The 21,973-nt window shown below is 62.1% G+C and carries 15 protein-coding genes; 12 read left to right on the top strand and 3 right to left on the bottom strand.

Annotated elements, in window-relative coordinates; translation table 11 throughout:
* Positions 1-50 precede the first annotated feature (50 nt).
* Positions 51-3,044, bottom strand: a complete 2,994-nt coding sequence (locus D1Y84_RS12705) for a TonB-dependent receptor (RefSeq protein WP_158615456.1) — start codon at positions 3,042-3,044, stop codon at positions 51-53.
* Positions 3,045-3,639: 595 nt separating this feature from the next.
* Here D1Y84_RS12705 and D1Y84_RS12700 point away from each other — a divergent pair.
* The 8 genes from D1Y84_RS12700 to yihA all read left to right on the top strand — a co-directional run bounded on the left by D1Y84_RS12700 (position 3,640) and on the right by yihA (position 13,674).
* Positions 3,640-4,425: a uracil-DNA glycosylase gene (locus tag D1Y84_RS12700; protein WP_124849029.1), complete on the top strand. Its 786-nt coding sequence runs from the start codon at positions 3,640-3,642 to the stop codon at positions 4,423-4,425.
* 260 nt (positions 4,426-4,685) lie between these two features.
* Positions 4,686-4,841: a DUF3309 family protein gene (locus D1Y84_RS12695; protein ID WP_124849028.1), complete on the top strand. Its 156-nt coding sequence runs from the start codon at positions 4,686-4,688 to the stop codon at positions 4,839-4,841.
* A 420-nt stretch (positions 4,842-5,261) separates the two neighbouring features.
* Positions 5,262-6,515, top strand: coding sequence for an aldose 1-epimerase (locus tag D1Y84_RS12690; RefSeq protein ID WP_233581385.1), 1,254 nt, complete (start codon positions 5,262-5,264; stop codon positions 6,513-6,515).
* 284 nt (positions 6,516-6,799) lie between these two features.
* Positions 6,800-8,227 carry a trigger factor gene (gene tig, locus D1Y84_RS12685; protein WP_124849027.1) on the top strand — a complete coding sequence of 476 codons (1,428 nt, stop codon included), beginning with the start codon at positions 6,800-6,802 and terminating at the stop codon, positions 8,225-8,227.
* Between the two features lie 139 nt (positions 8,228-8,366).
* The gene (clpP, locus tag D1Y84_RS12680) at positions 8,367-8,957 is read left to right on the top strand and encodes an ATP-dependent Clp endopeptidase proteolytic subunit ClpP (protein WP_124849026.1); all 591 of its coding nucleotides are present in this window, start codon (positions 8,367-8,369) and stop codon (positions 8,955-8,957) included.
* 57 nt (positions 8,958-9,014) lie between these two features.
* A complete protein-coding gene (gene clpX, locus D1Y84_RS12675; protein WP_124849025.1) occupies positions 9,015-10,295 on the top strand; it encodes an ATP-dependent Clp protease ATP-binding subunit ClpX in 1,281 nt (426 codons plus the stop codon).
* A gap of 197 nt (positions 10,296-10,492) precedes the next feature.
* Positions 10,493-12,901, top strand: a complete 2,409-nt coding sequence (lon, locus tag D1Y84_RS12670; RefSeq protein ID WP_124849024.1) for an endopeptidase La — start codon at positions 10,493-10,495, stop codon at positions 12,899-12,901.
* Between the two features lie 149 nt (positions 12,902-13,050).
* Positions 13,051-13,674: a ribosome biogenesis GTP-binding protein YihA/YsxC gene (gene yihA / locus D1Y84_RS12665; protein ID WP_124849023.1), complete on the top strand. Its 624-nt coding sequence runs from the start codon at positions 13,051-13,053 to the stop codon at positions 13,672-13,674.
* Positions 13,675-13,719: 45 nt separating this feature from the next.
* On the opposite strand, the gene D1Y84_RS12660 is transcribed toward yihA, so the two are convergent.
* A complete protein-coding gene (locus tag D1Y84_RS12660) occupies positions 13,720-14,493 on the bottom strand; it encodes a hypothetical protein (protein ID WP_124849022.1) in 774 nt (257 codons plus the stop codon).
* 739 nt (positions 14,494-15,232) lie between these two features.
* On the opposite strand from D1Y84_RS12660, the gene D1Y84_RS12655 reads away from it, so the two are divergent.
* The 4 genes from D1Y84_RS12655 (at position 15,233) to D1Y84_RS12640 (ending at position 21,326) form a co-directional block, all read left to right on the top strand.
* Complete coding sequence (locus D1Y84_RS12655) at positions 15,233-17,512, top strand: hypothetical protein (RefSeq protein ID WP_124849021.1); 2,280 nt, start codon at positions 15,233-15,235, stop codon at positions 17,510-17,512.
* A 277-nt stretch (positions 17,513-17,789) separates the two neighbouring features.
* Positions 17,790-18,338, top strand: coding sequence for a glycerol-3-phosphate responsive antiterminator (locus D1Y84_RS12650; protein WP_158615455.1), 549 nt, complete (start codon positions 17,790-17,792; stop codon positions 18,336-18,338).
* Positions 18,339-18,468: 130 nt separating this feature from the next.
* The gene (locus tag D1Y84_RS12645; RefSeq protein WP_199726405.1) at positions 18,469-20,076 is read left to right on the top strand and encodes a glycerol-3-phosphate dehydrogenase/oxidase; all 1,608 of its coding nucleotides are present in this window, start codon (positions 18,469-18,471) and stop codon (positions 20,074-20,076) included.
* Positions 20,077-20,267: 191 nt separating this feature from the next.
* On the top strand, positions 20,268-21,326 hold the full coding sequence (locus tag D1Y84_RS12640; RefSeq protein ID WP_124849019.1) for a PLP-dependent cysteine synthase family protein: 1,059 nt from the start codon (positions 20,268-20,270) through the stop codon (positions 21,324-21,326).
* Between the two features lie 14 nt (positions 21,327-21,340).
* On the opposite strand, the gene D1Y84_RS12635 is transcribed toward D1Y84_RS12640, so the two are convergent.
* Positions 21,341-21,832, bottom strand: a complete 492-nt coding sequence (locus D1Y84_RS12635; protein WP_124849018.1) for an Lrp/AsnC family transcriptional regulator — start codon at positions 21,830-21,832, stop codon at positions 21,341-21,343.
* Positions 21,833-21,973: the final 141 nt, after the last annotated feature.

Below are 21,973 nucleotides of genomic sequence, written 5' to 3'. Positions count from 1 at the left end.
GCGCACCGCCCACTCCGATGCGCGTCCCGCCATGCGCAGGAGTGGCCGGGTCAATAGCGCAGCTTCAACGCGAACTCGATCTGCCGTGAGGTTCCGAAGCCAATCGTCCTGCCAAACGTGCTGAAGATCTGGCCGAACGTTGCATCGCCGTACGTGCTGTCGGGCTGGCCGAAGTTCGGATGGTTGAACATGTTGAAGAACTCCGATCGGAACTCCACGCTGCGACCTTCGCCAAGTGGCGTTTCCTTTACCAGCGCGGAATCGATCTGCGCCAGGCCAGGACCGTACACACTGTTGCGTGGCGAGTTCCCGAAGGTGCCGGTTGCCGGCGCAGTCCAGGCTGCAGGGTTGAAGAACTGCCGGTAGCTCCTGTTCGGGGCGTACTCCGGCTGTCCAAAGACCTGGTCCGGCCGCTGATTGGTAAAGTCGCCATTGCCATAGCTGTTTCCGCCATACGCCACGTTGTCGGCAATGCCGCTGTGGATCAGGCCAAGTGCGTTGACCTGCCATCCACTGACCAGCGTCGATGCCACTCCCAAAGGCGTGCTAAGGAACCTGTGGCCCGAGCCCATCGGAAGGTCATACAACAGGTTGAAAGAAAAGTTGTGGCGAATGTCTCCTGAGCCGTTGCCGCGCTCCGCGGCAATGTCGTTGTTGTTCTGCGGCTCGCTGGCAAACAGCCCCTGGTCCTGCACGTTGTCGATCACGTGGCCATACGTATAAGCGCCTTCGACGTGCAGACCCTGCGTAACCCGCCGAATGATCGAGAGCTGCAGACCGCTGTAACTACTGAACCCGCTGTTAGTCTCCAAATAAATATCGCTGAACGCAGCATTGGGTCGAACACCGGTCACGTTGCTGGCGTAGTTAACGTCTTCTTCGCGCCAGAGGTTAACGCCGTGGTTGCCCACATACGCGACCTCGACGCCGGTATTCGCGGCCAGTTGGTAAGCGACGCTGAAGTTCCATTGCTCGGAGTAGATGTCCGGCTTGTGCGTAGGAAACCCATACACAGTGGGCGCAGCGGCCGTGTTGTCGCTCAGGTAAGGCGTGTACGGGTAGCCCAGCGTCGGTACTGTGGCGGAGTTCAGCGAAACGTTGCCGGCAATGTTATTGAGGGGCACGTTGTAGCTGCCGAAGCCGACGGGGTACGCCTGGAAGAAGAGACCGACTGCCGTACGCACCACCGTCTTTGGCGTGGGCTGCCAGGCAAAACCGAGCCTGGGCTGAAAGTTCTTGTTGTTGATGTGGAAGTACGACCCTCCGGGATGGTCCAGCATTCCGGTGGATGGATCATACGTTTGCGTCGCATAGTGCGAATCGTGAGGGACTGTTTCGATGTCGTACCGCAGCCCGTAATCCATGGTCAGGTTGCTGCGAAGCTGCCAGGTATCCTGGCCGAAGAAGCCGAGCTGCGTGGCACGCGTGCCATGCCCCGGGTCGCCGACCGTAATACTGGCTGTCGCGAGCCTGTCATGGATGAAGTCATCGATCGATGCAAACAGGATCGAATCATAGTCAGAGCTGCTGCGGTTCACCTGGATGCGGTAGACAGAACCGCCCGTCTTGATCGTGTGCTGCCCGTGCACATACGTGAGGGTGTCTCCATACTGGAAGCTGGTGCCGGCTTGAAAGTACAGTCCCTGGTTGCCAGGACTGATCGTGAGCCCGGTGATCGTGGTATTGGGCACGTCTTCGTAGGAGTTGATGGTACTTACCCAGCGCTGCATGCCCACCAGCGTGTCGTTGACCATGTGCGGGTTGAAGACATGGCTTTCGTGTAACGCGAAGTTCGTGGTGCGAATGGGAACGATCTGGTGATCGTTCACGCCGAACGCCGACGAGGTCACGCCGAACAAGGGACCAAACGTGTTCGTGTCGTTGATGTTCAATCGACCAAAGGCAGCGTCCTTCTCCGAGAAGATCTGGTCCACGCGGACGCTGCCGGTGTCTTCACGCACATTGGACACGGCATTGGTAGTGTAGTTATCCACCAGGTCGTTTGCGGTCGGAGCCGTTCCCGCAGGCATCTGCGCGAGGATAGGCGCCAGTTGCGGAGACGTTGCCTGCACCTCGCTGATCAACTTCGCACTGGGAACCGTGCCATTCGCCGTGATGCCGACAAGCTGGCGCGAGCCCTCATAGTTCACAAAGTAGAAAGTCTTATCATGCCGGATCGGTCCGGAGATGTTTGCGCCGAAATCGTTGAAGCGAAACTCGGGTTTGGTCAATGCGAAGAAGTTCGATGCGTCCAGCGCATCGTTGCGAAAGTAGTCGTAGAGCTCTCCGTGAACGTGGTTGCCCCCGGACTTCGTCACGATGTTTACTTCCGAGCCGGCGGCGCGGCCATACTGCGCCTGGTAGCCGCTGGTCTGCACCTTGAACTCTGCGACAGTCTCGAGGCTGCCGGTCAGCAGACGCGCCCCGCGTTCGTAACCATTCGCCATGTACGGCTGGTCAACGCGCGAAGCGTCTATACCGTCAATCGAGAATTGGTTGTGTACGGTGTGCAGTCCGTCGAAGCTCAGGTCGGCAATGTAGCTGGAGCGTGCCACGGCGCCCGGCGTCAGCAGCGAGAGACGGGCATAATCGCGGCCGTTCATCGGTAGCTCGTCGATTTGCCTCGTGTCCATGGTGTGGCCCAGCGCTGCGGAGGTGGTGTCGATCGCCAGCGCCTGCGAACTTACCTGGACGCTCTGCGCCACCTCGCCCGGCGCGAGCGTGAAGTCGAGCGTGACAGCCGAAGCGACGTTGATGTGCACGCCCTGCTGCACCTGGGTCGAGAAGCCAGTGTTGGAAGCAGCGATGCTGTAAGTGCCGACGGAAAGGTTGGGAAAGGTGTAGAAGCCCTCGCGGCTCGACACCGCCGTGACCACTGCGTTGGTGCTGAGGTTGGTCGCGGCGACCTTGGCTCCCTCTACCACTGCGTGGCTCGCATCGCGCACCGTGCCCGAAACCCCGCCGTACGTCTGGGCGTGTGCACTGGAACAGGCAAGAGCAGCGCCTAGAGCGGCTGGAATCAACAATTCTCTGGTAGCTAGCATGCGCATGGACGACACCTCACAGTTGAGTCAGGAACCTTCCGGGTAGTGGGCGCCACCACGCCGTGCCGCGCTTCACAATCGCTGCCGTAGCGAAGCGCCTGCGCTCGAAGCGTGCGGCATGTTTGCTGCTGGCAGAAGCGCGGTAAATACAGCCCGTATCAAGAGAAAGGATCAGGAAACAGCTCTCCCCACTCCGCTCACAGCGGAGAGAAAAGCAGTACGTTCAGCAGAGTTCGGCAGCGGGTTGTAAAGAAGTTAATCGCGGTGCCGCATTTTGCAAAGAGTTTTTTATATGCAAGCGCATGCGCGCTATGGACCCTCGATGCAACAGGGCCCGTACGCCCTCGCGTGCAGAGAAAACAACCTCGCTCTGAGCGGGCCGCTGATTAAAGGCAGCAGCCTCATCCGTATGAACTCCGTACTTCCCGCTCGTGAGTCGACCCTTCCCTTGCATGAGACAAGCAAACCTTTTTCAAACTCTTGTTGCGGAGCATGCAGTGCAACCATTTCGCTTCCGCCCGCTCTGATCTGCCCTGCGCTCTTCCGCGATGCACAGCGCGTTATGATCCGGAGAATGGCACCAGCAGGCAGAACAATGCGGAAAACCAGCCCGCCCATCCGCGCTGAACGAAACCCAGGGCCCGTCAGCAGCCACGTCGCCGCCGGAGACCTGGGGGCGCTGCCGCCGACGCTCGCTTCCCTCAACGCCAGGGTCGTAGCCTGCGAACGCTGCACCCGCCTTCGCGTGTACTGCGAAACCATCGCACGGGAAAAGCGACGCGCCTATCGACACGAGGAGTACTGGGGCAAACCTGTTCCGAGCTTTGGTGATCCCGATGCACGCGTGCTGCTGCTCGGGCTTGCGCCCGGCGCGCATGGCTCCAATCGCACCGGCCGTCCATTCACCGGCGACGGCTCGGGAGCCTTTCTTTACCCGTTGTTGTGGGAGGCCGGCTTTGCTTCCCAGTCACAGGCAAGCTCCCGTTCGGACGGCATGCAATTGTTCAACACGGTCATCACTTCGGTCGTGCGCTGCGCCCCGCCGGACAACAAGCCCACAACGGAGGAGCTGCGAAACTGCAGGCCCTACCTGGATGAAGAGCTCGCCCTGTTGCGCGAGCTGAGAGTCGTGGTGGCGCTCGGCAAAATCGCGTTCGATGGCTTTACGGAATACCTGCAGCGCACCGGACGCATCGCAAAAAGAAGCGCCTACACCTTCTCGCACGGAGTCGAGTACCGGCTTCCTGCGGATGGAGGCTGGCTCCTCGCGACGTACCACCCCTCGCTGCAAAACACCAACACAGGCAGGCTCACCGCACCGATGCTGCTCAAGGTCCTGACCCGCGCCCGCACGCTGGCAGGGCTTGGTGAGGATGCCTGAGTGATCTCCTGTCGCGCGGGCTGACTTGCCACGTGCGAACACCGATCGAACGGGCGCAAGATAACCGGAACCGCAAATCAAACCCACTCGCCCGATGCGTTCCGAGCATCATGGCACCGCCCGGGCCAGGCAACTGCGCGCACGTTGTGCCTGCGCCCGAGCAGCCGTCTTCGCCCGCTCCGCATCCGTGGAGGAGATCCTGACTGTGGTCAGGCAGGACGATGATTACCGTCGCTTCCCATCTTTCCTAGGAGATGCCTATGCTCGTGGATGTTCTGATCGTCGTCTTGCTGCTCATGCTCGTCGGGGCTCTGCCGGCGTGGCCTTACAGCCGCAACTGGGGCTACTACGGGGCCGGGGGCATTGGAACCCTGCTCCTTCTGGTCGTTCTTCTCCTGTTGCTGAACGTTTTCTAGAACGCTCACTGTCCGGGCACTGCGAGCGGACTGAAAGAAAGTAGAAAAAAATACAGGCACTGCGTCCTCTCGCCGTATTGCTGCGTCTTTCAGGTGTCCTCCCCCAGGGCAGCGATTCGCCCGGGCCATAGCCGCAAGCCGGAACACCTTGCCCTGCGCAGCGGACCGCAATGTGTTCCGGCCGAAGCCACAAAGCCCGGGCGTATGCCTTCCTTAATCCCGCGCGCAAGCCCGCCATCCGCTTGGCCCCAGGCAAGCCCGCGACGCTTCCCTCGGGCTGCCCGCGAAAGCAGCGCGGCGGTTTGCCAGGCTGCACCCGGTTCGTCGTAGAATTGGCACGCTGCCCGATCGCCTGCTGTGAAGCATGCAGTACCAGCAAGCGGTCTGCGCTCCCATTCTGCTCCGCGAAGGACCACCTCTTTGCCCACACGAGACCACAGCTCTGCCCACAAGGTCGCCCTGGCCCTGCTCGCCACCATGCTGCTGCCAATCGCCGGGTGCCGCAGCCATGCGCCCGCTGCTGCGCCCAGCAGTGACAAGCCCCTGCTGACAGACTCGTCCCTGCAGGTCGGTGGAGAAGACGTGGTTATGCTGCACCGCGATACCCCCGGCACCGCCGACACCTCCACGCCGCAGTTCACCTCGGTGACCATCTTTCCCGGCCGCGGCTTCAATACTTTCCAGATCACCGCCAACCTGCCCGGCAGGGGCGAGGTTCCGTTGATGGCCTCACCCAGCGTGCAGGAGGCGGCAGGCAAGCTCAATGGAGGCCCGGGCGACCCGGGTGGCACAGCCAGCACCTCCTTTGGCGGCGGGTTCCTGGTTCCCTACCCCAACCGCATCCTCGGCAAGCTGTCGGCCGACGGAAACAACATCACCACCAGCTGGCAGGGGCACACCCTCACGCTCCCGGCAGACTTCGCGGGCAAGAAGCCGGGCGCACAGAAGCATTCGATCCATGGCCTGATCCTCGCGAGCAAAATAGGCGATATCCAGAAGACCACCACCGCCGACGGCCAAAGGGTGACAGGCTTCCTCCATGCCGGCGATTTCGGTGGCCGCTGGGTCTCGCAGACAGATCTGAAGTTCGCTATTGACCTTGCCGCGGATGCAGTGACGGCAACGATCACGGCCAAGAACGTCGGCAGTGTGGCCGAACCCATGGCCATCGGCTGGCACCCATACTTCGCCATTCCCAGCGGCAACCGGGCGCAGGCCCGGCTGCACGTTCCGGGGGCCAAGCTCGCCGCCGTCAATAACTATGACGATGTGTTCCCCACCGGGGAGTTGAAGCCGGTTGCCGGCACCCCGTACGACTTCAACGCGCCGGGTGGCAAGCCGCTGGGTCAGCAGTTCCTGGACGACAACTTCTCTACCCTGACCCGTACTAACGGCGCGGTCGAGGTGCAACTGATTGATCCCGCGGCCGGGTACGGCCTTTCGATCCAGGGCCTGTCGCCCGAGATCAAGACTGTCCAGGTGTATGCGCCGCCTGCTAAAAACTTCGTCGCGGTGGAAGAACAGTTCAACTTCGGCGATCCCTTCGGCGCCGAGTGGCACGGCGCCGACACGGGCATGGTGACACTGCAGCCGGGGCAGAGCGTGACCTGGCAGGTGCGCCTCAAGCTGTTTGTCCCACCGCCCGCCCCGGACGGTCCTGCCCGCGCCCAGTAAACGCGACCTCCCCTGCCCCGCTCCTGGAAGCTCACCTGCGTGCCGGGTCATCGCGATACGCGAGCCCGGCATGCACTGCTCCAAACCACCGTTTCGACGACTTCTGGGACCCTCCCCGGGGTATCAGCAGTGAACCCTCACCCCGTCTGTTACGGCGGTTTGACCCACCCTCGAAAGCTCCGTAGCATAGACACTACAAGCCGTCCCTGATACGCGACTGCTTCCGCGCCACGCGCGAAGCGATTCAGCAGTCCCCGCGGGACGAGCACATCGGAAGGCACACGTTGAGCTCAGCAGACACCCTCACAAGCACCCCCGCAAGCACCCCTCTGGATACCCCGGAGGAGACTGCCATTCTGGCCGCCGCTCACGATCATGAGCATGACCACGCGCACCACCATGCTCAGGCCGAAGCAGCGCCAGCGCTGAACCCGGAGGTCACGCGGGACGTTGAGGTCGAAATCCCCGCGGATGAAGTCTCGGCAGCGTTCCGTCGGATCATCAAGAACTACACGCGCCAGGCGCGTATTCCCGGTTTCCGCAACGGCAAGGTACCTCCTTCGCTGATCCGCTCGCGCTTTGACGAGCAGATCCGCCAGGATGTGGTGGAGCAGCTTCTGCCCCAGCACTTCCGCGCCGCCATCGAGGCCAAGGGCGTGCAGCCGATCTCGCAGCCTCAGGTCACCGAGTTGGTGCTTGAGGACGGCCAACCCTTGCGCTTCAAGGCCCTGTTTGAAGTCATGCCGGAGATCGACCTCAGCGGCTACCAGGACATCAAGGTAGAGCGTGAAGCCGGCGAGTTGACCGACGAAGAGTTTGACGCCGAGATGGACCGTGTCCGCGACTCCCGCTCCACCATGGAGCCTGTCACCGAGGAACGCGAACTGCGCGACGGCGACTTCGCCTCCATCACCTTCAAGGGTGAGGTAACCGGCGGCGAGGGCGACAACGCCCCGGCCATCGACGAGCCCATTGCTGCCGAAGACGTGCAGTTGGAGATCGGTGGCAAGAACACGCTGCCCGCCTTCAATGACGCGCTTCGCGGCGCCAAGGTCGGCCAGGAGCTCAAGTTCGAAGTCACCTATCCCTCTGACTTCGGCGAGCCACGCCTTGCCAACAAGACCATCGCCTACGATGTCGCGGTCAAGGGCATCAAGCATCGCAACTCGCCTGAAATGAACGACGAGTTCGCCAAAACCCTCGGCGAGTACGACACCATGGACGATTTCCGCGCCAAGCTGCGCGAGCACCTTGCGGGCGACAAGAAGCGCCAGGCCGAGGCCACGACCAAGGACAAGATGCTGGAAGCGCTGGCTGAGAAGTACCAGTTCGCCATCCCGGAAAGCCTCGTCCAGGCGCAGATTGACGCGCGTCTCGACCGGGGCCTCCGCGCTTTGGCCCAGCAGGGCATGCCGCAGGAGCAGATGCGCAACCTCGACTTCCCCCGCCTGCGCGCCGCACAGCGCGACGCAGCCATCGGCGAAGTGCAGGGTACGCTGCTGCTCGACAAGATTGCCCAGCTTGAGAACGTGGAAGTGAGCGATTCTGAGCTGGACCGCGAACTCGAGATGCTGTCGGTGCAGATGCAGGAGCCTCTCGAAACCCTCCGCGACCGCCTCACCAAGGACGGCTCGGTGCAGAAGATCCGCGAGCAGATCCGGCGCGAAAAGACCGGCGCTTTGCTGTACGAGCGTGCCGGCGCCCAGGGCTGATCCTGGTTCCCGGCCTCCGTTCGCGGAGGTCAGGGCACCAAAGTCGATACACTGGTAACAGCAGACAGGTAGCGGGGCGGGCTTAGCCCGCCCCGCTTCAACAAGAACCCGCAAGACGCTCGGAAAGATAAGGCAGGATATGGCACTGGTACCTATGGTGGTTGAGCAGACGAGCCGGGGCGAACGCGCCTACGACATCTATTCCCGTCTGCTTCGCGACAACATCATCTTCCTCGGCACTCCTATCGATGACCAGATCGCAAACCTCATCATCGCGCAGATGCTTTTCCTTTCCGGGGAAGACCCAGAGAAGGACATCCAGCTCTACATCAACTCGCCGGGCGGCTCCATCACGGCTGGTCTCGCTATCTACGACACCATGCAGTTCATCAAGAACGACGTGGTGACCTACTGCATCGGGCAGGCTGCCAGCATGGGCGCTTTCCTGCTGCAGGCTGGCACCAAGGGCAAGCGCTTTGCGCTTCCCAACTCGCGCATCCTGATCCACCAGCCGTCCATGGGCGGGCTGAGCGGCCAGGCCACCGATATCGACATCCACGCCCGCGAAATCCTGCGTATCCGCGAGATTACCAACGGGTTGATGTCTAAGCACACCGGCCAGTCCCTCGATAGAATTGAGCGGGATGTGGAGCGCGACTTCATCATGAACGCGCCCCAGGCCAAGGAATACGGCATCATCGACGAGATCATCGATCGGCCACGCACCTAAGAGGTCTACACGAACGAGGGTCCCGCAAGGGACCCTGCTGCACATCAGGAGCAACACATGAAAACGCGCACCGGATCAGACGACACACTCCGCTGTTCGTTCTGCCATAAATCGCAGGACGCGGTGGCCAAGCTCATCTCTTCTCCGAGCGACTATCCGCGCGCCTACATCTGCGACGAGTGCGTGGCGGTCTGCAACTCCATTCTTGAGGACGACCGCAGCGAAACTCCCGCGGGCGCACCGCCTGCGCATCTGCCCAAGCCCCTCGAGGTCAAGGCATTCCTCGATGAGTACGTCATCGGCCAGGACCAGACCAAGAAGAAGCTCGCCGTGGCCGTGTACAACCACTACAAGCGCATCCAGATGAACCGGGTTCGTGGCAATGACGTCGAACTGGCCAAGTCCAACATCCTGCTGGTCGGCCCGACCGGCTCGGGCAAGACTCTGCTGGCCCACACCCTGGCAAAGATGCTCGATGTGCCCTTCGCCATCGTCGACGCGACCACGCTGACCGAGGCCGGCTATGTCGGCGAAGACGTGGAGAACATCATCCTGAAGCTGCTGCAGGCAGCCGATGGCGACGTGGCCCGCGCCCAGAGCGGCATCATCTACATCGACGAGATCGACAAGATCGGCCGCAAGGACGAGAACCCTTCCATTACCCGCGATGTCTCGGGTGAAGGCGTACAGCAGGCCCTGCTCAAGATTCTGGAAGGTACCGTGGCGAATGTTCCTCCGCAGGGTGGCCGCAAGCATCCGCACCAGGAGTTCACCCCGGTCGACACGACCAACATCCTCTTCATCTGCGGTGGCGCATTCGTGGGCCTCGAGCGGGTCGTGGGTCGCCGGGTCGGCAAAAAGGCGCTCGGCTTCAAGGCGCTGACCGAGAAGCAGCAGGCAGAGGGTCTGGTCGATGTGCGCCAGCAGCGCGATACCGAATTGCTGCGCCAGGCGGAGCCCCAGGATCTGATCAAGTTCGGCCTGATTCCGGAGTTTGTCGGTCGTCTGCCTGTGATGGGCATCCTCGACGAACTGGACGAGGTCGCTTTGGTCGAGATCCTGACCAAGCCCCGCAACGCCATTCTGAAGCAATACCAGAAGCTGTTCGAGTTCGAGGGCGTGCACCTGCGCTTCACCGAAGAGGCAGCCCGTGCCGTCGCCCAGGAAGCTTTGCAGCGCAAGGTGGGCGCACGAGGCCTGCGCATGATTCTGGAAGAGCTCATGCTTGATCTCATGTACCACCTTCCGGGCAACAAGAAGATCAAGGAACTGGAAATCACGGCAGAGATGGTCAAGAAGCGTGATTTGTCCTTCTCGCTGCTTGAGAAGGCCGGCTGATCCCGTATCACAGTCACACCAGAGCCCGCGAGTCTTCGCGGGCTTTTGTGTCGGTACCCTCGTGACGCCGATCAGGGGGCCACGTCAAGGCCACGGCAGGGCCGGCGTTACAATCGAATCAACACCGCCGGGGCCGCCCGCAGCGGAATGGCGCATCCGAATCGCCGCATGGACGTCTAACGCATGAAGAGGACAGAATGAGCGAATCCAAAGCAAACAAGGGCGACCTTCGCAAACTGCCCATGATGCCCATCCGGGACATGGTGATCTTTCCTCACATGATGACCCCGTTTGTAGTGGGTCGTGAGTCGAGCGTGCGCGCCCTCGAAGAGGCGCTCACCGGTGATCGCAAGATCTTTCTGGCGACGCAGCATGACGCGCGGGTAGACGAGCCCACCGCCAACGACATTTACATGGTCGGCACCATCGGCAACATCGTGCAGAGCGTCAAAATGCCGGATGGCAACATCAAGGTCCTCGTGGAAGGCCTAGAACGCGGCCAGGCCGTTGAGATGACCGACAGCGATGGCTTCTTTGTCGCCACCGTGCGCACTGGCAAGCAGCAGCTTGAGCTGACCCCGCAGATTGAGCAGCTCGCGCAAAAAGTGACGACGCTTTTCGAGCAGTACGTGAAGCTCCAGCAGTCGCTAAATCTTGAGTCCACCATGGCTGCCCTGCGCGTCGATGAGCCGGCCAAGCTGGCCGATACCATCGCCGCCAACCTGCAGCTTGAGATCGCCGAGAAGCAGGAGATTCTGGACGTTTTCGACCCGGTCGATCGCCTCACGCGCATCGCGGGTGTGCTCGACGTCGAGATCGAAAAGCTCAACATGGAACGGTCCATCCAGTCGCGCGTGAAGCGGCAGATGGAGCGTGCGCAGAAAGAGTACTACCTCAACGAAAAGATCAAGGCTATCCAGAAGGAACTGGGCCGCGGCGAAAAGAGCGAATGGGACGAGCTCAAGAAGAAGATTGAAGTTGCCGGCATGCCCAAGGAAGTCTTCGACAAGGCCATTCAGGAGCTCAAGAAGCTCGAGGCCATGCCGCCGATGTCCGCCGAATCCACGGTCTCCCGCAACTACCTCGACTGGCTTCTCGCCGTGCCGTGGAAGAAGAAGTCCAAGGAAACCCGGTCCATCGAGCACGCGGAAAAGGTTCTGAACGAGGACCACTACGGCCTCGAGAAGATCAAGGACCGCATCCTCGAGTTCCTCGCCGTGCGCCAGCTCGTCAAGAACCCCAAGGGCTCGATCCTCTGCTTCGTCGGACCTCCCGGTGTGGGCAAGACCTCGCTCGGCATGTCGATCGCCAAGGCGACCGGCCGCAAGTTCGTGCGCATGTCGGTTGGCGGAGTGCGGGATGAAGCCGAGATTCGCGGCCACCGCCGGACCTATATCGGTGCACTCCCGGGCCAGATCATCCAGTCCATGAAGAAGGCCGGCACCAAGAACCCCGTCTTCCTGCTGGACGAAGTCGACAAGATGGCCTCGGACTTCCGCGGCGATCCGTCCTCTGCCCTGCTCGAGGTGCTCGATCCGGAGCAGAACACCAGCTTCCAGGATCACTATCTCGACGTCGAGTACGACCTTTCGCAGGTCCTGTTCGTCGCCACCGCGAACGTGCTGCACACCATCCCGGGCCCGCTGCAGGACCGCATGGAAGTGCTGCGCCTCCACGGTTACACCGAGGTCGAAAAGCTCGAGATTGCCCGCCAGTACCTGGTCAAGAAGGGTCTCGAGAACACCGGCCTGACCGATGCCAACATCACCTTCGATGACGGAGCGCTCAAGGAGATCATCCGCTCCTACACGCGCGAAGCCGGCGTCCGCAACCTGGAACGCGAGATCGGCAACGTCTGCCGCAAGGTAGCGCGGCGCGTCGTCAAGAACGGTCCCAAGCACAAGGAAGCCATCACTGGCGAGTCGGTGCACGAGTTCCTGGGTGTCGCCAAGTTCCGCGACTCGCAGGTCCACGAGAAGAGCGAAGTCGGCCTGGTCACTGGCCTTGCCTGGACCGAGGTCGGGGGCTCCATCCTGCAGACCGAGGTACAGGTACTCGACGGCAAGGGCAAGCTCACCCTCACCGGTCAGCTCGGCGACGTGATGCAGGAGTCCGCGCAGGCGGCTCTCTCCTACATCCGCTCGCGCTCGGCGCACCTCGGCCTGCCGCGCGACTTCTATCGCAACATCGACATCCACCTCCACGTGCCCGAAGGCGCCATCCCCAAGGACGGTCCTTCTGCCGGCATCACCATGGCGACCGGGCTGGCCAGCGCACTCACCAAAATCCCCGTGCGTCGCGACATCGCCATGACCGGCGAAGTCACGCTCCGCGGCAAGGTCCTGCCAATCGGCGGCCTCAAGGAAAAGCTGCTTGCGGCTCACCGCGCAGGCGTCTTTGAAGCCATCATGCCCAAGGAGAACGAGAAGGATGCTGCTGACCTTCCCGAGCTGCTGAAAACCACGATGAAGCTTCATTTCGTCGAGTCGATGGATGAAGTACTGGGCATCGCACTCGAAGGCCCTCTGCCGGAACTCAAGGAAGAAACGCCGGAAGTACTGCTCGACGTCACCCCCGTGACCCCGCAACCCAGGGCGCATCAGTAGTCACAAGGTGCGTTCTGCGAACCAAGGCAGCCCGCGAGGGCTGCCTTCTTCGTTTGCTGCCCACAACTACGCACCAACCCCGACTTTCATCGAGCGCAGGCAGGCAGCCGCGCGGCCCTGGATGCACCAGTCGCTATACTTGAACCTCGATGCCAGCCTTCCCACGCTTTCTGCTTTCCGCCATGTCCCCCGACCACTTTCCCAAAGCAGGGCCACCTGAGATCGCGTTTCTCGGACGTTCCAACGTAGGCAAGTCCAGCCTCCTGAACGCGCTGATCGGCTCCAAGCAGGCGCACGTTTCCTCAACGCCGGGCCGCACCCGCTCGATCAACTTCTTCGCGATCAGTGAACGCGCAGAGCAGGCGCCGCGGGTGTACTTCGCCGATCTGCCTGGCTACGGCTACGCCAAGATCTCCCGCTCCATCTCCGCGGAGTGGCCCAGCTTTATCGACCCCTACCTGCGCGAGCGCCCCACGCTCGCCCTGTGTCTGTGTCTGGTCGACGCCAACATTCCTGCGCAGGAGAGCGACGCCGTACTGCTTGAGTTCCTGCGGGATGCCGGACGCCCCTTCCTGCTGATCGGCACCAAGTCGGATCGGTTGTCGGGCAATGGCCGGACCAAGGCGCTGCAGGCCCTGCGAAAAGGCCTGGGGCTCGGCACGCCCGAAGAGGAGCCACTGCTCATGTGCTCGTCCAAGACCGGCGCTGGTCTCAAAGAGTTGTGGAGCACGATCTTTGCCGCGGCGGATAGCTGGCGAGACCGCCAAGCGTAACACCGGTCGTCTCGCAGCGCCCCCCGCAGGGATGCAGTACCCTGCTCATGCCTGCAGCAGGATCTCTACCCCATCCACCAGGACCTGCAGTCCACCCTCTTCGGCCAGGGATGCCTGGTCCCGCGCCAACGCTACAAAACGGCTCACTTCCACCGGCCGCATCGGCAGCAACCGCTCGCGCTGCCAGCCGCGCCCGAGTGTTGCCGGAGCCTGTGTGAGCCAGCGCAGCCGCTCTGCCCCTCGCGCCTGTTCCTCGACTGCCCGCCTGGCCAGCGCATCCACCAGTGCCAGCAGCGCGAGCGGCCCGTGTGGCACGTTCCAGGCCACAGCCTGCTCCTCGACGTTCCAGGACGACTCCCAGGCAATCGGGCGCGCACCCCGGGCCACTAGCTCTCCGCAAGCCCCATCAGCATGGCTTGCAAGAGATACGAGGTCCAAGAGATCCGGCTGGATTCCACGCCCGACGCAAAGGGCGAGCGAGTGCGACGGCTCACCCAGCAGACACACCGCGGTCGCCGCCTGCCGCCGTACTTCATTCTTCAGAATCCGCACAGCTTCATCCAGGCTGGTGACCAGGTAGTCACAGTACCCGGCACGCACCACCTCCTTGGCCTGCCGCTCATCCGCAATCAGCAGCAGGCAGGCCGCACCGGCGATGCGCGCGGCAGCGGCCGCAGCGGCCGCGGCACTCCTTCGCTGTCCCGGGTGCGACAGCAGCACAAGCCGGCCTCCCAGCGGGGCGTCCCCGGCAGCGCGCAACATGCTGCGATAGGCAAGGTAGAAGTCCGCCAGCGTCGAGCTCTCAAAATCAAGGTCCATTCTGTCACTCTAGAGCCTCGAGCAATTGCCCACCGCTTTTCCCGTCGTGGGCGCGCAAAGCCGCCTCCCTGGCAGGCAGCCGCGATACGGCAATCACTCGGCCGGACAAGGTCCGCTCCGCAAGCGACGTCCGGCGCACCGCTGCTGTTGTTTGTCGATGTGAGCAGTGTGTTCTCCCCTCCCGGCACAACTCGGCGCGCACACAGCAGTCCCCTGTTCGTCGTGTTCTTGGCGCTCGCAAACCTGCTCGTCGCAGGTCGCAAACGTACCACCAAAGTTGCAGGCTCTGCGGCATGCAGCACCATAGGCGTTGCAGTTGGTTCCACTTACCCATCGCCCGCCTACTAACTAACTCAAAAGTTGTATTTACATTCGTCAGCTTTGGAACCCAAAGCTCCGCAATGCCTCCCTGCGTGCGCAAAGTGACGGCCTGCTTGCTTTCGAGCCCTGCCGCGGCGCGGCATATGGAACAGGCTGCATAACACATGACCTATGTAAATGTTACTTAAGATAGCCGTTCTTACATATCTCCAAGCCTGAATCACAAGCCGGCTGCGTATAAGTTTCAGTAGCACGCAGGAGTCCGGCACAGGGTGCGCGGGTCTGCAGGCGAGTCCTGATCTTTCAATCAATGCCTGCGCACGACAGCGCTCCGCTCAAAGAAGCGAAGCGCTGTTGGACGGGGGAAGCTGCACCGGGCAGAGCCACATTTCATCTTCATTCGCGAAAGCAGGTTTGTATGTTTGTTTCATTTCCCAAGTTCGCAGGGCTCTCCCTAGCTGCCACCCTTAGCCTGGCCTTCGACGCTTCCCCACCTGCGCAGGCCGCCACCTTCAACGTTGCCGCTTACGGCGCGTCGGGGCTTACGCTCACCACGATCTGCTCTGGCAGCGCCGGCACCACGCAATTCAATGGTTGTGTTCTGCCCGCCGCGGGCGGCTTCAGCGTGGGCCAGGGCCTGATCGTGATCGGGGGCGGTCCTGCATCCCAGGCCGCGGCCATCACCACGCCGCCCATTGTCGTGAAGGGTGGCACAGGCGCTACCGGCGTGCACACCTACTGCTACGTCGTCAGCGCCGTAGACCCGCTCCAGGGCGTCAGCGCACCGAGCCCACGCACCTGCGTCTCCAATGAGCCCGACCTCTCCTATACAACGGTCTTCAACGCCCTCGGCACGCCAAACTCCAACGTCGGCCCCTCTCCAAGCTTTCTCTGGTACGTGTCCGAAGATGGCGGCCCATTCCAGTTGCTCCAGGTCGCCGGCTTTTCCGCCGACTCGATGGATGTCGGTCAGCGCCCGGGATCGCGGGGCGGCTGGCCCAGCGTGCTGCCTGCCAGCAACCCGAGCCTTGCGAAGAACGAAGACTTCTTCACCACCATCACGGGGATGACGCTCACCTCGATGACCACGGCCGATCCCCTCCCCACGTCGTTTACCAACGCGCTGGTCATGCATGACGACACGGCTGCGATCCAGGCCGCTATCAATGCAGCGGTCGCCGCGGGCGGTGGAACCGTTCAGTTCAACGCAGGTACGTATCTTGTCGAGCGCCCCAGCTTTATCGCCGATGCCGCTTCGCTCTACCCTGCTTTCACCACCAACCTGCAGTTCGATCCCTGGTACGCAGCGTTCCACTACCTGCAGATTCCGAATGGTTCCGCGGGCAACATTCAGCTGGTCGGTGTCGGGCCGGCGACCGTGCTGCTCTCGGCACCTGACCATGGCTCCGTCTCCCACGTGCTGGCGCTTGGCGAATACAGGCGTCCATCGCAGGTGTTGAACGTGATGAAGATGGCTCCCGTGGCGAAAGGCGCCACCCAGGTGGTCCTGAACAATGCAAGCGATGCAGCCACCCTCGCCCCGGGCAACGATGTATATCTGTATTCCGGCTCCTACTCGACCAACGGGCAGCCCTGCGTCGATAGCGGCACCAACGCCGGCGGGGATTGCCATTACTCAGAGCTCAACACCGTGACCGCGGTAAGCGGCACCACCTTGACGCTTCAGTACCCTACCTCGAAAAAGTATTGGGATGACGGCAGCAGCTCATTCGGCATCACCAAGATGCCCGTGACCCCGCACAACGTTTCCCTGCAGAACATGACGATCCAGACCGACAACTCCGTGCTGGGAACAGGCATGGCGTTTAACACGCTGATTGACTCCGTCATCGTCGCAGGCAACAGCAGCCACGGCGCGTTCGGCGGCGGCTTCAAACGCGGCCTTACCATCCAGAACTCCACCTGGGGGATCGGCGTGGGCGATGCCTCCTACGGCGCCACCGAGGAGTATGACCAGTTCACCGATGTCACCCTGACGAACAACATCATCAACGGGTACGCAGCGCCGGGCAGCGAGGGCGTGTCCCTGATGGCTCGCATGTATGCCACCGAGGGGTCGTCTCACTTCACGGTGACCGGCAACCACTTCGTCAATGCGTCGTTCCTGTCCGACCAGACCACGGATGATGTGTTCACAAACAACGTGTTTCAGAATGGCGTCCTGCAGGTAGGCAACGCGTACGGCATGGTGCCCTACTACGCCGGCCCGTACCAGGACCAGTCCTTTAACTCGTTCGCGTCCCAGGACAATGCCACGATCAGCAACAACACCTTCACCACGCTGCTCGGCTTCTCGCCCGCCTTTGTGCTGCGTCTCGGGCACTACACCTCCGCCACAGTGGCCGGCAATACTTTCCTCTACGGCGGCTCGCGTGACCTGCCGATCCTGTGGGCCTATTCAGGCTCCATCACCAACAACACGATCGTCTCGTCGAATGGACTGGGCTCGGTCGGAATCGCCGCCGTGGGTGACCAGTCCAGCACAATCGGACCCGCCCCCTTCCAGATCTCCGGTAACTCGATGACGGGCTTGAGTGCTGCCGCCGGCGTCTTCATTCCCGATCCCGGCTTCACCGACACCGCCGCCGACTGCCTTCAGAACAATATCTACCTGGTTCCTGACGGCACAGCAGTCCTGATCCAGAACCCGCAGGCTGTCAACATCTCCTGCCAGTAACCACCGCCTCCACCACCGATCGCAGGAAAAGAGCAGGGCTTATGCCCTGCTCTTTTCTTTGTTGCAGCGCTTGACCAGGCTTGCCCGAATTCGCCGGGGCTCGAGCTCCCAGGCCAGCCTCTTTGCACAGCCGCCAGCGCCCCCGGGCCATCCGGGCGGTATAAAGAAAGCAACAGACGCCGCGGAAGGATGTACACGGATGGCTCGCCCTCAACCAGCAAGGCGCGCAGCAATAGCCAATGTGCCACGCCATGATCCGGGAGAGTTCCGAGCACTCGTGCGGAGTTTTCCCATCATTCCCGCACTGCGGGCCGCCGACGACCTCGCGCGTGCGGCAGCTTCCCCCTCGCGCGTGATCTACCTGCTCGCAGCAGGTCTTTCCACCCTGGACGTCTATCTTCAGCAGCTTCGTGCCACTGACAAGGAGGTCATGGTCAACCTTGATCTGTGTGCCGGGCTCGCGCGGGACGCCGAAGCCGTTGCGTACCTTGCGGCAAGTGGTTGCGCCGGTGTGATCTCCACCCATACCGACGTGCTCAGCGCAGCCGCAGGCCGAGGTCTCTACGCGATCCAGCGAACCTTTATGATCGACTCCGAATCGGTCGGCAGCAGCATGCGCTCGTTGCGCAACTTTGTGCCGGACGCACTGGAGCTCCTGCCCGCGCCCGTCGCTCCGCGCATCCTCCCGCGACTGCGCGAAAAGTATCCACTCGTGGCCACGGTCGGCGGCGGCCTCATCGGAAGCCTGCAGGAGGCGGACTCGCTCGTCCGGCAGGGACTCGATGCCGTCTCCATTGGTAATCCCGATCTTTGGTCGCTGCAGTAAGTCGCTTGTTATTTCGCCTTCGGCCGCTTATTCTAGAGATAACGCGGTAGAGCAAAGAAAGCCGCCCACCAGCCTTCTCTTTAGAGGGTTTGTGGGCGGCTTTTTTTGTTGACCGCCAAGAGGAACTCCCATGCCGATGACACGCGCAGAAAAGCTCACACTGGTAGCCAGCAACTCCTTCGATGTCCTGGTGATTGGAGGCGGAGCCACTGGGTTGGGCATCGCCCTCGATGCCGCCACGCGCGGCTATCGCACGGCCCTCGTCGATGCCGGTGACTTCGCCCAGGCGACGTCCAGCCGGGCCACCAAGCTCGTTCACGGGGGCGTGCGCTACCTTGCCAGCGGGCAGATCCACCTCGTCTACGAAGCGCTGCATGAGCGCAAGGTGATGCTCGAAAACGCGCCTCATCTTGTGCAGGCCCTGCCCTTTCTCACTCCCGCCTATAGCTGGAAAGACCTGCCTTACTACGGCATCGGCCTCAAGCTCTATGACCTGCTCTCGGGCGGGTCATCCATGGGCCCCACCCGGATCCTCGGCGCTGCCGCAGCCAGGCAGCGCATCCCCGGTATTGCAACCAACGGGCTCAAGGGTGGAGTGCTTTACCACGACGGCCAGTTTGACGATGCGCGCCTGGCACTGGCGCTTGCCCGCACTGCCGAAGATCACGGAGCGATCGTACTCAACTACGTACGCTGCCTCCGGCTGCACAAAACAAACGGTATGGTCACCGGCGCGGAGCTTGCCGATGTGGAAACAGGCAGGACCTTCCCGGTAGCCGCCAGCGTCGTCATCAACGCCACCGGTATCTTCGTGGATTCCATCCGGCAGCAGGACAAGGCCGACATCCCGCCGTTGCTGTCCGTCAGCCGTGGAACCCACATCGTGGTGGATCCGGACGTGCTGGGCAGTGACAACGCGATCATGGTACCCAAGACCGCGGACGGACGCGTCATCTTCGCCATTCCTTGGCTGGGCAAAGTTGTTATTGGCACCACGGATGTGCCAGTGACGGATGTCGAGATGGAGCCGGGCCACCAGGAGTCCGAAGTCACCTACCTGCTCGAGCACATCAATCCATACCTCGCACGCCCGCTCACCAGGACGGACATTCGGTCGGTCTTCTCCGGGCTGCGTCCTCTGGTCACGGGCAAGGAGGCGACCACGTCCAAGCTGTCGCGTGAACACCACATCGATGCTTCCGCAAGTGGGCTCATCACAGTCGCCGGTGGTAAGTGGACCACGTATCGCCGCATGGCGGAGGACACGCTCGATTTCGCCATCGGCAAGAAAATGCTGCCCGCGAAGCCATGCGTCACCAGGAAAACACGGCTGCATGGTGCTGCCTTGGCCCAGGGGCCGAGGACGCATCTGAGCCGCTATGGTACTGACGTCGGCAGGATCGCGACGCTGATCGTTGCAAACCCCGGGCTTGCGCAACCTCTCGACGCTGCCCTGCCCTTTGTGCAGGCAGAGGTCGTGTTCGCGGTGCACGAGGAGATGGCGCGTACCGTCGAAGATGTGCTCTCGCGCAGGACCCGCGCCCTGATGCTTGACGCCCAGGCTGCCGTTCGCTCCGCGGCTGCCGTTGCCTCCATCATGGCCCAGGAGCTTGGCTTGGATGCAGCGTGGGAAGAGCGGCAGGTCCAAAGCTTCGGTGAGCTCGCCCGGCATTTCTATCAACTGCCTTCGGACGCCGCGGCGCCAGCGTCGGACCGCGTGCCCGTGCGGGCGCACTAATCCGTACCTTTCCCGGAACCATGCTTGCATTGCAACCTTGTCCAGGCAGGCGTTTTGTGTCGTAAAGCAAAACGCCATTGTTTCTTGACGATCTACGGCGGGGCGTCGGTTCTACCTTACGCATCCTCTTCTTTTCTTCAGCCCAACTGCCTACAGTAAAGGCAGGCAGAACGGAAGCAGGAGGACGCGCCATGGCCGCACAGATCAGGGCAGCAGCATTTACCCACCAGACGGCAGAGCGCCTCGATGCACTCAGTCACCTGGTCGGCGATACGCCGCTCATGGCCATTGACTACACGTGGCACGGCGCGCCCCGTACCATCTACGTCAAGTGCGAGAACCTCAACTTCACCGGCTCGATCAAAGACCGCATGGCGCTCAACATCCTGCGTGAAGCCTATGCTTCGGGCTGCCTGCACGAGGGCGACACCATCGCCGAGGCAACAAGCGGCAATACCGGTATCTCGTTCGCCGCCCTCGGCCGCGCGCTTGGGCATCCTGTGTCGATCTTCATGCCGGACTGGATGAGCCAGGAACGCCACAAGCTGATCCAGGGTTTCGGCGCTGAGATCAAACCCATCTCTCGCGCACAGGGCGGCTTTCTTGGCAGCATCGACTGCTGCGAGCAGCTCGCGGCAAGCCGCAGCGATGTGTTTCTTCCGCAGCAGTTTTCCAATGCAGCCAACTGTCGCGCGCACCGGCTCGGCACCGGGCCCGAGCTGCTCAAGCAGCTCCACTCCGCCGGTCTGCGACCGGATGCCTTTGTTGCGGGCGTCGGCACAGGCGGCACCGTGATGGGCACTGGCTCGTACCTGCAGGAGCAGGAGCCGGGCATCAAGGTGTACGCGGTCGAACCGGCCGAGTCGCCCACGCTTTCCACCGGACACAAGATCGGCTCGCACCGCATCCAGGGCATCTCCGACGACTTCATCCCGGCCATCATGGATCTCACGCGCATCCACGAGATTCTCGGCATCTCCGACGGAGACTCCATCCTGATGGCGCAGCGGCTTGCCAATGAACTCGGGCTAGGCGTTGGCATTTCCTCCGGCTGCAACTTTCTCGCCGCCGTTGCCGTGCAGAACCGCCTTGGCGGTGCGGCGGTTGTCGCCACGGTCTTCTGCGACGACAACAAGAAATACCTGAGCACCATGCTGCTCAACGAAGAGCCGGTGCTTGACCACTACCTCTCACCCGCTGTGCAGCTCACCACCATCCGCTCGTTCTGCCGCGCCTCGCAATTGCACTAGCAACAGCGTGCAGTTCAACTCTTCTTCGCCGCGCGTGCTTTGGCTTTGCGGCGCGGCAGGTCCTGCGCGGGCGTCACGCTGTTCCACGCAACCGGCGACGCCAGCACCAGCGATGTGTTGGTCGAAACATACGGCATCATGGAGTCGATGACTTCTTCCAGGTGCTGCGTGTCACGCACGGCAACGTGCACAATGTAAGACTCGGAGCCGGTCACGCGGTGACATTCCAGCACCTCCGGAATGGTACGCACCAGAGCGTTGAACTGCTGCAGATGATTGCCGGCGATCGTGATGCGTACCAGCGCGGCAACCGGCAACCCCACGGCGAGCGGATCCACCTGCGCGTGATAGCCCAGGATCACCTCGGCCTCTTCCAGTTGGCGCACCCGCTCGATCACAGCCGGGGTCGATAACCCCACCTGCCGGCCAAGCTCGGCAAACGTAATGCGCGCGTTCGCTTGCAGCCGCGCCAGAATTGCACAATCCTTCGCATCCAGGGCGCTCATTTTGGTCCTCTCTCCGGCAGCCGCTCACGCCAGCTCAAGCACGACAGCGGCTCACACCGACGATAGGTGCCCATGCGAGCCAAACGCGTCGCACAGCCGGGCCGCTCTGCTCGCTATACTAAGCTTTCGCGCACAGGACCC

Origin of the sequence: Acidipila sp. EB88 (assembly GCF_003858395.1) — a bacterium.
Taxonomy (GTDB): Bacteria; Acidobacteriota; Terriglobia; order Terriglobales; family Acidobacteriaceae; genus EB88.
This window is presented reverse-complemented; position numbering and strand designations above follow the sequence as displayed.

What these genes read in the sequence shown, in the direction of transcription:
- D1Y84_RS12700 (WP_124849029.1), top strand. Translation starts at nt 3,640, where the DNA reads ATGCGGAAAACCAGCCCGCCCATCCGCGCTGAACGAAACCCAGGGCCC.
- clpX (WP_124849025.1), top strand. Translation starts at nt 9,015, where the DNA reads ATGAAAACGCGCACCGGATCAGACGACACACTCCGCTGTTCGTTCTGC.
- clpP (WP_124849026.1), top strand. Translation starts at nt 8,367, where the DNA reads ATGGCACTGGTACCTATGGTGGTTGAGCAGACGAGCCGGGGCGAACGC.
- D1Y84_RS12695 (WP_124849028.1), top strand. Translation starts at nt 4,686, where the DNA reads ATGCTCGTGGATGTTCTGATCGTCGTCTTGCTGCTCATGCTCGTCGGG.
- D1Y84_RS12660 (WP_124849022.1), bottom strand. Translation starts at nt 14,493, where the DNA reads ATGGACCTTGATTTTGAGAGCTCGACGCTGGCGGACTTCTACCTTGCC.
- D1Y84_RS12640 (WP_124849019.1), top strand. Translation starts at nt 20,268, where the DNA reads ATGGCCGCACAGATCAGGGCAGCAGCATTTACCCACCAGACGGCAGAG.
- D1Y84_RS12645 (WP_199726405.1), top strand. Translation starts at nt 18,469, where the DNA reads ATGCCGATGACACGCGCAGAAAAGCTCACACTGGTAGCCAGCAACTCC.
- D1Y84_RS12705 (WP_158615456.1), bottom strand. Translation starts at nt 3,044, where the DNA reads ATGCTAGCTACCAGAGAATTGTTGATTCCAGCCGCTCTAGGCGCTGCT.
- lon (WP_124849024.1), top strand. Translation starts at nt 10,493, where the DNA reads ATGAGCGAATCCAAAGCAAACAAGGGCGACCTTCGCAAACTGCCCATG.
- yihA (WP_124849023.1), top strand. Translation starts at nt 13,051, where the DNA reads ATGCCAGCCTTCCCACGCTTTCTGCTTTCCGCCATGTCCCCCGACCAC.
- D1Y84_RS12655 (WP_124849021.1), top strand. Translation starts at nt 15,233, where the DNA reads ATGTTTGTTTCATTTCCCAAGTTCGCAGGGCTCTCCCTAGCTGCCACC.
- D1Y84_RS12635 (WP_124849018.1), bottom strand. Translation starts at nt 21,832, where the DNA reads ATGAGCGCCCTGGATGCGAAGGATTGTGCAATTCTGGCGCGGCTGCAA.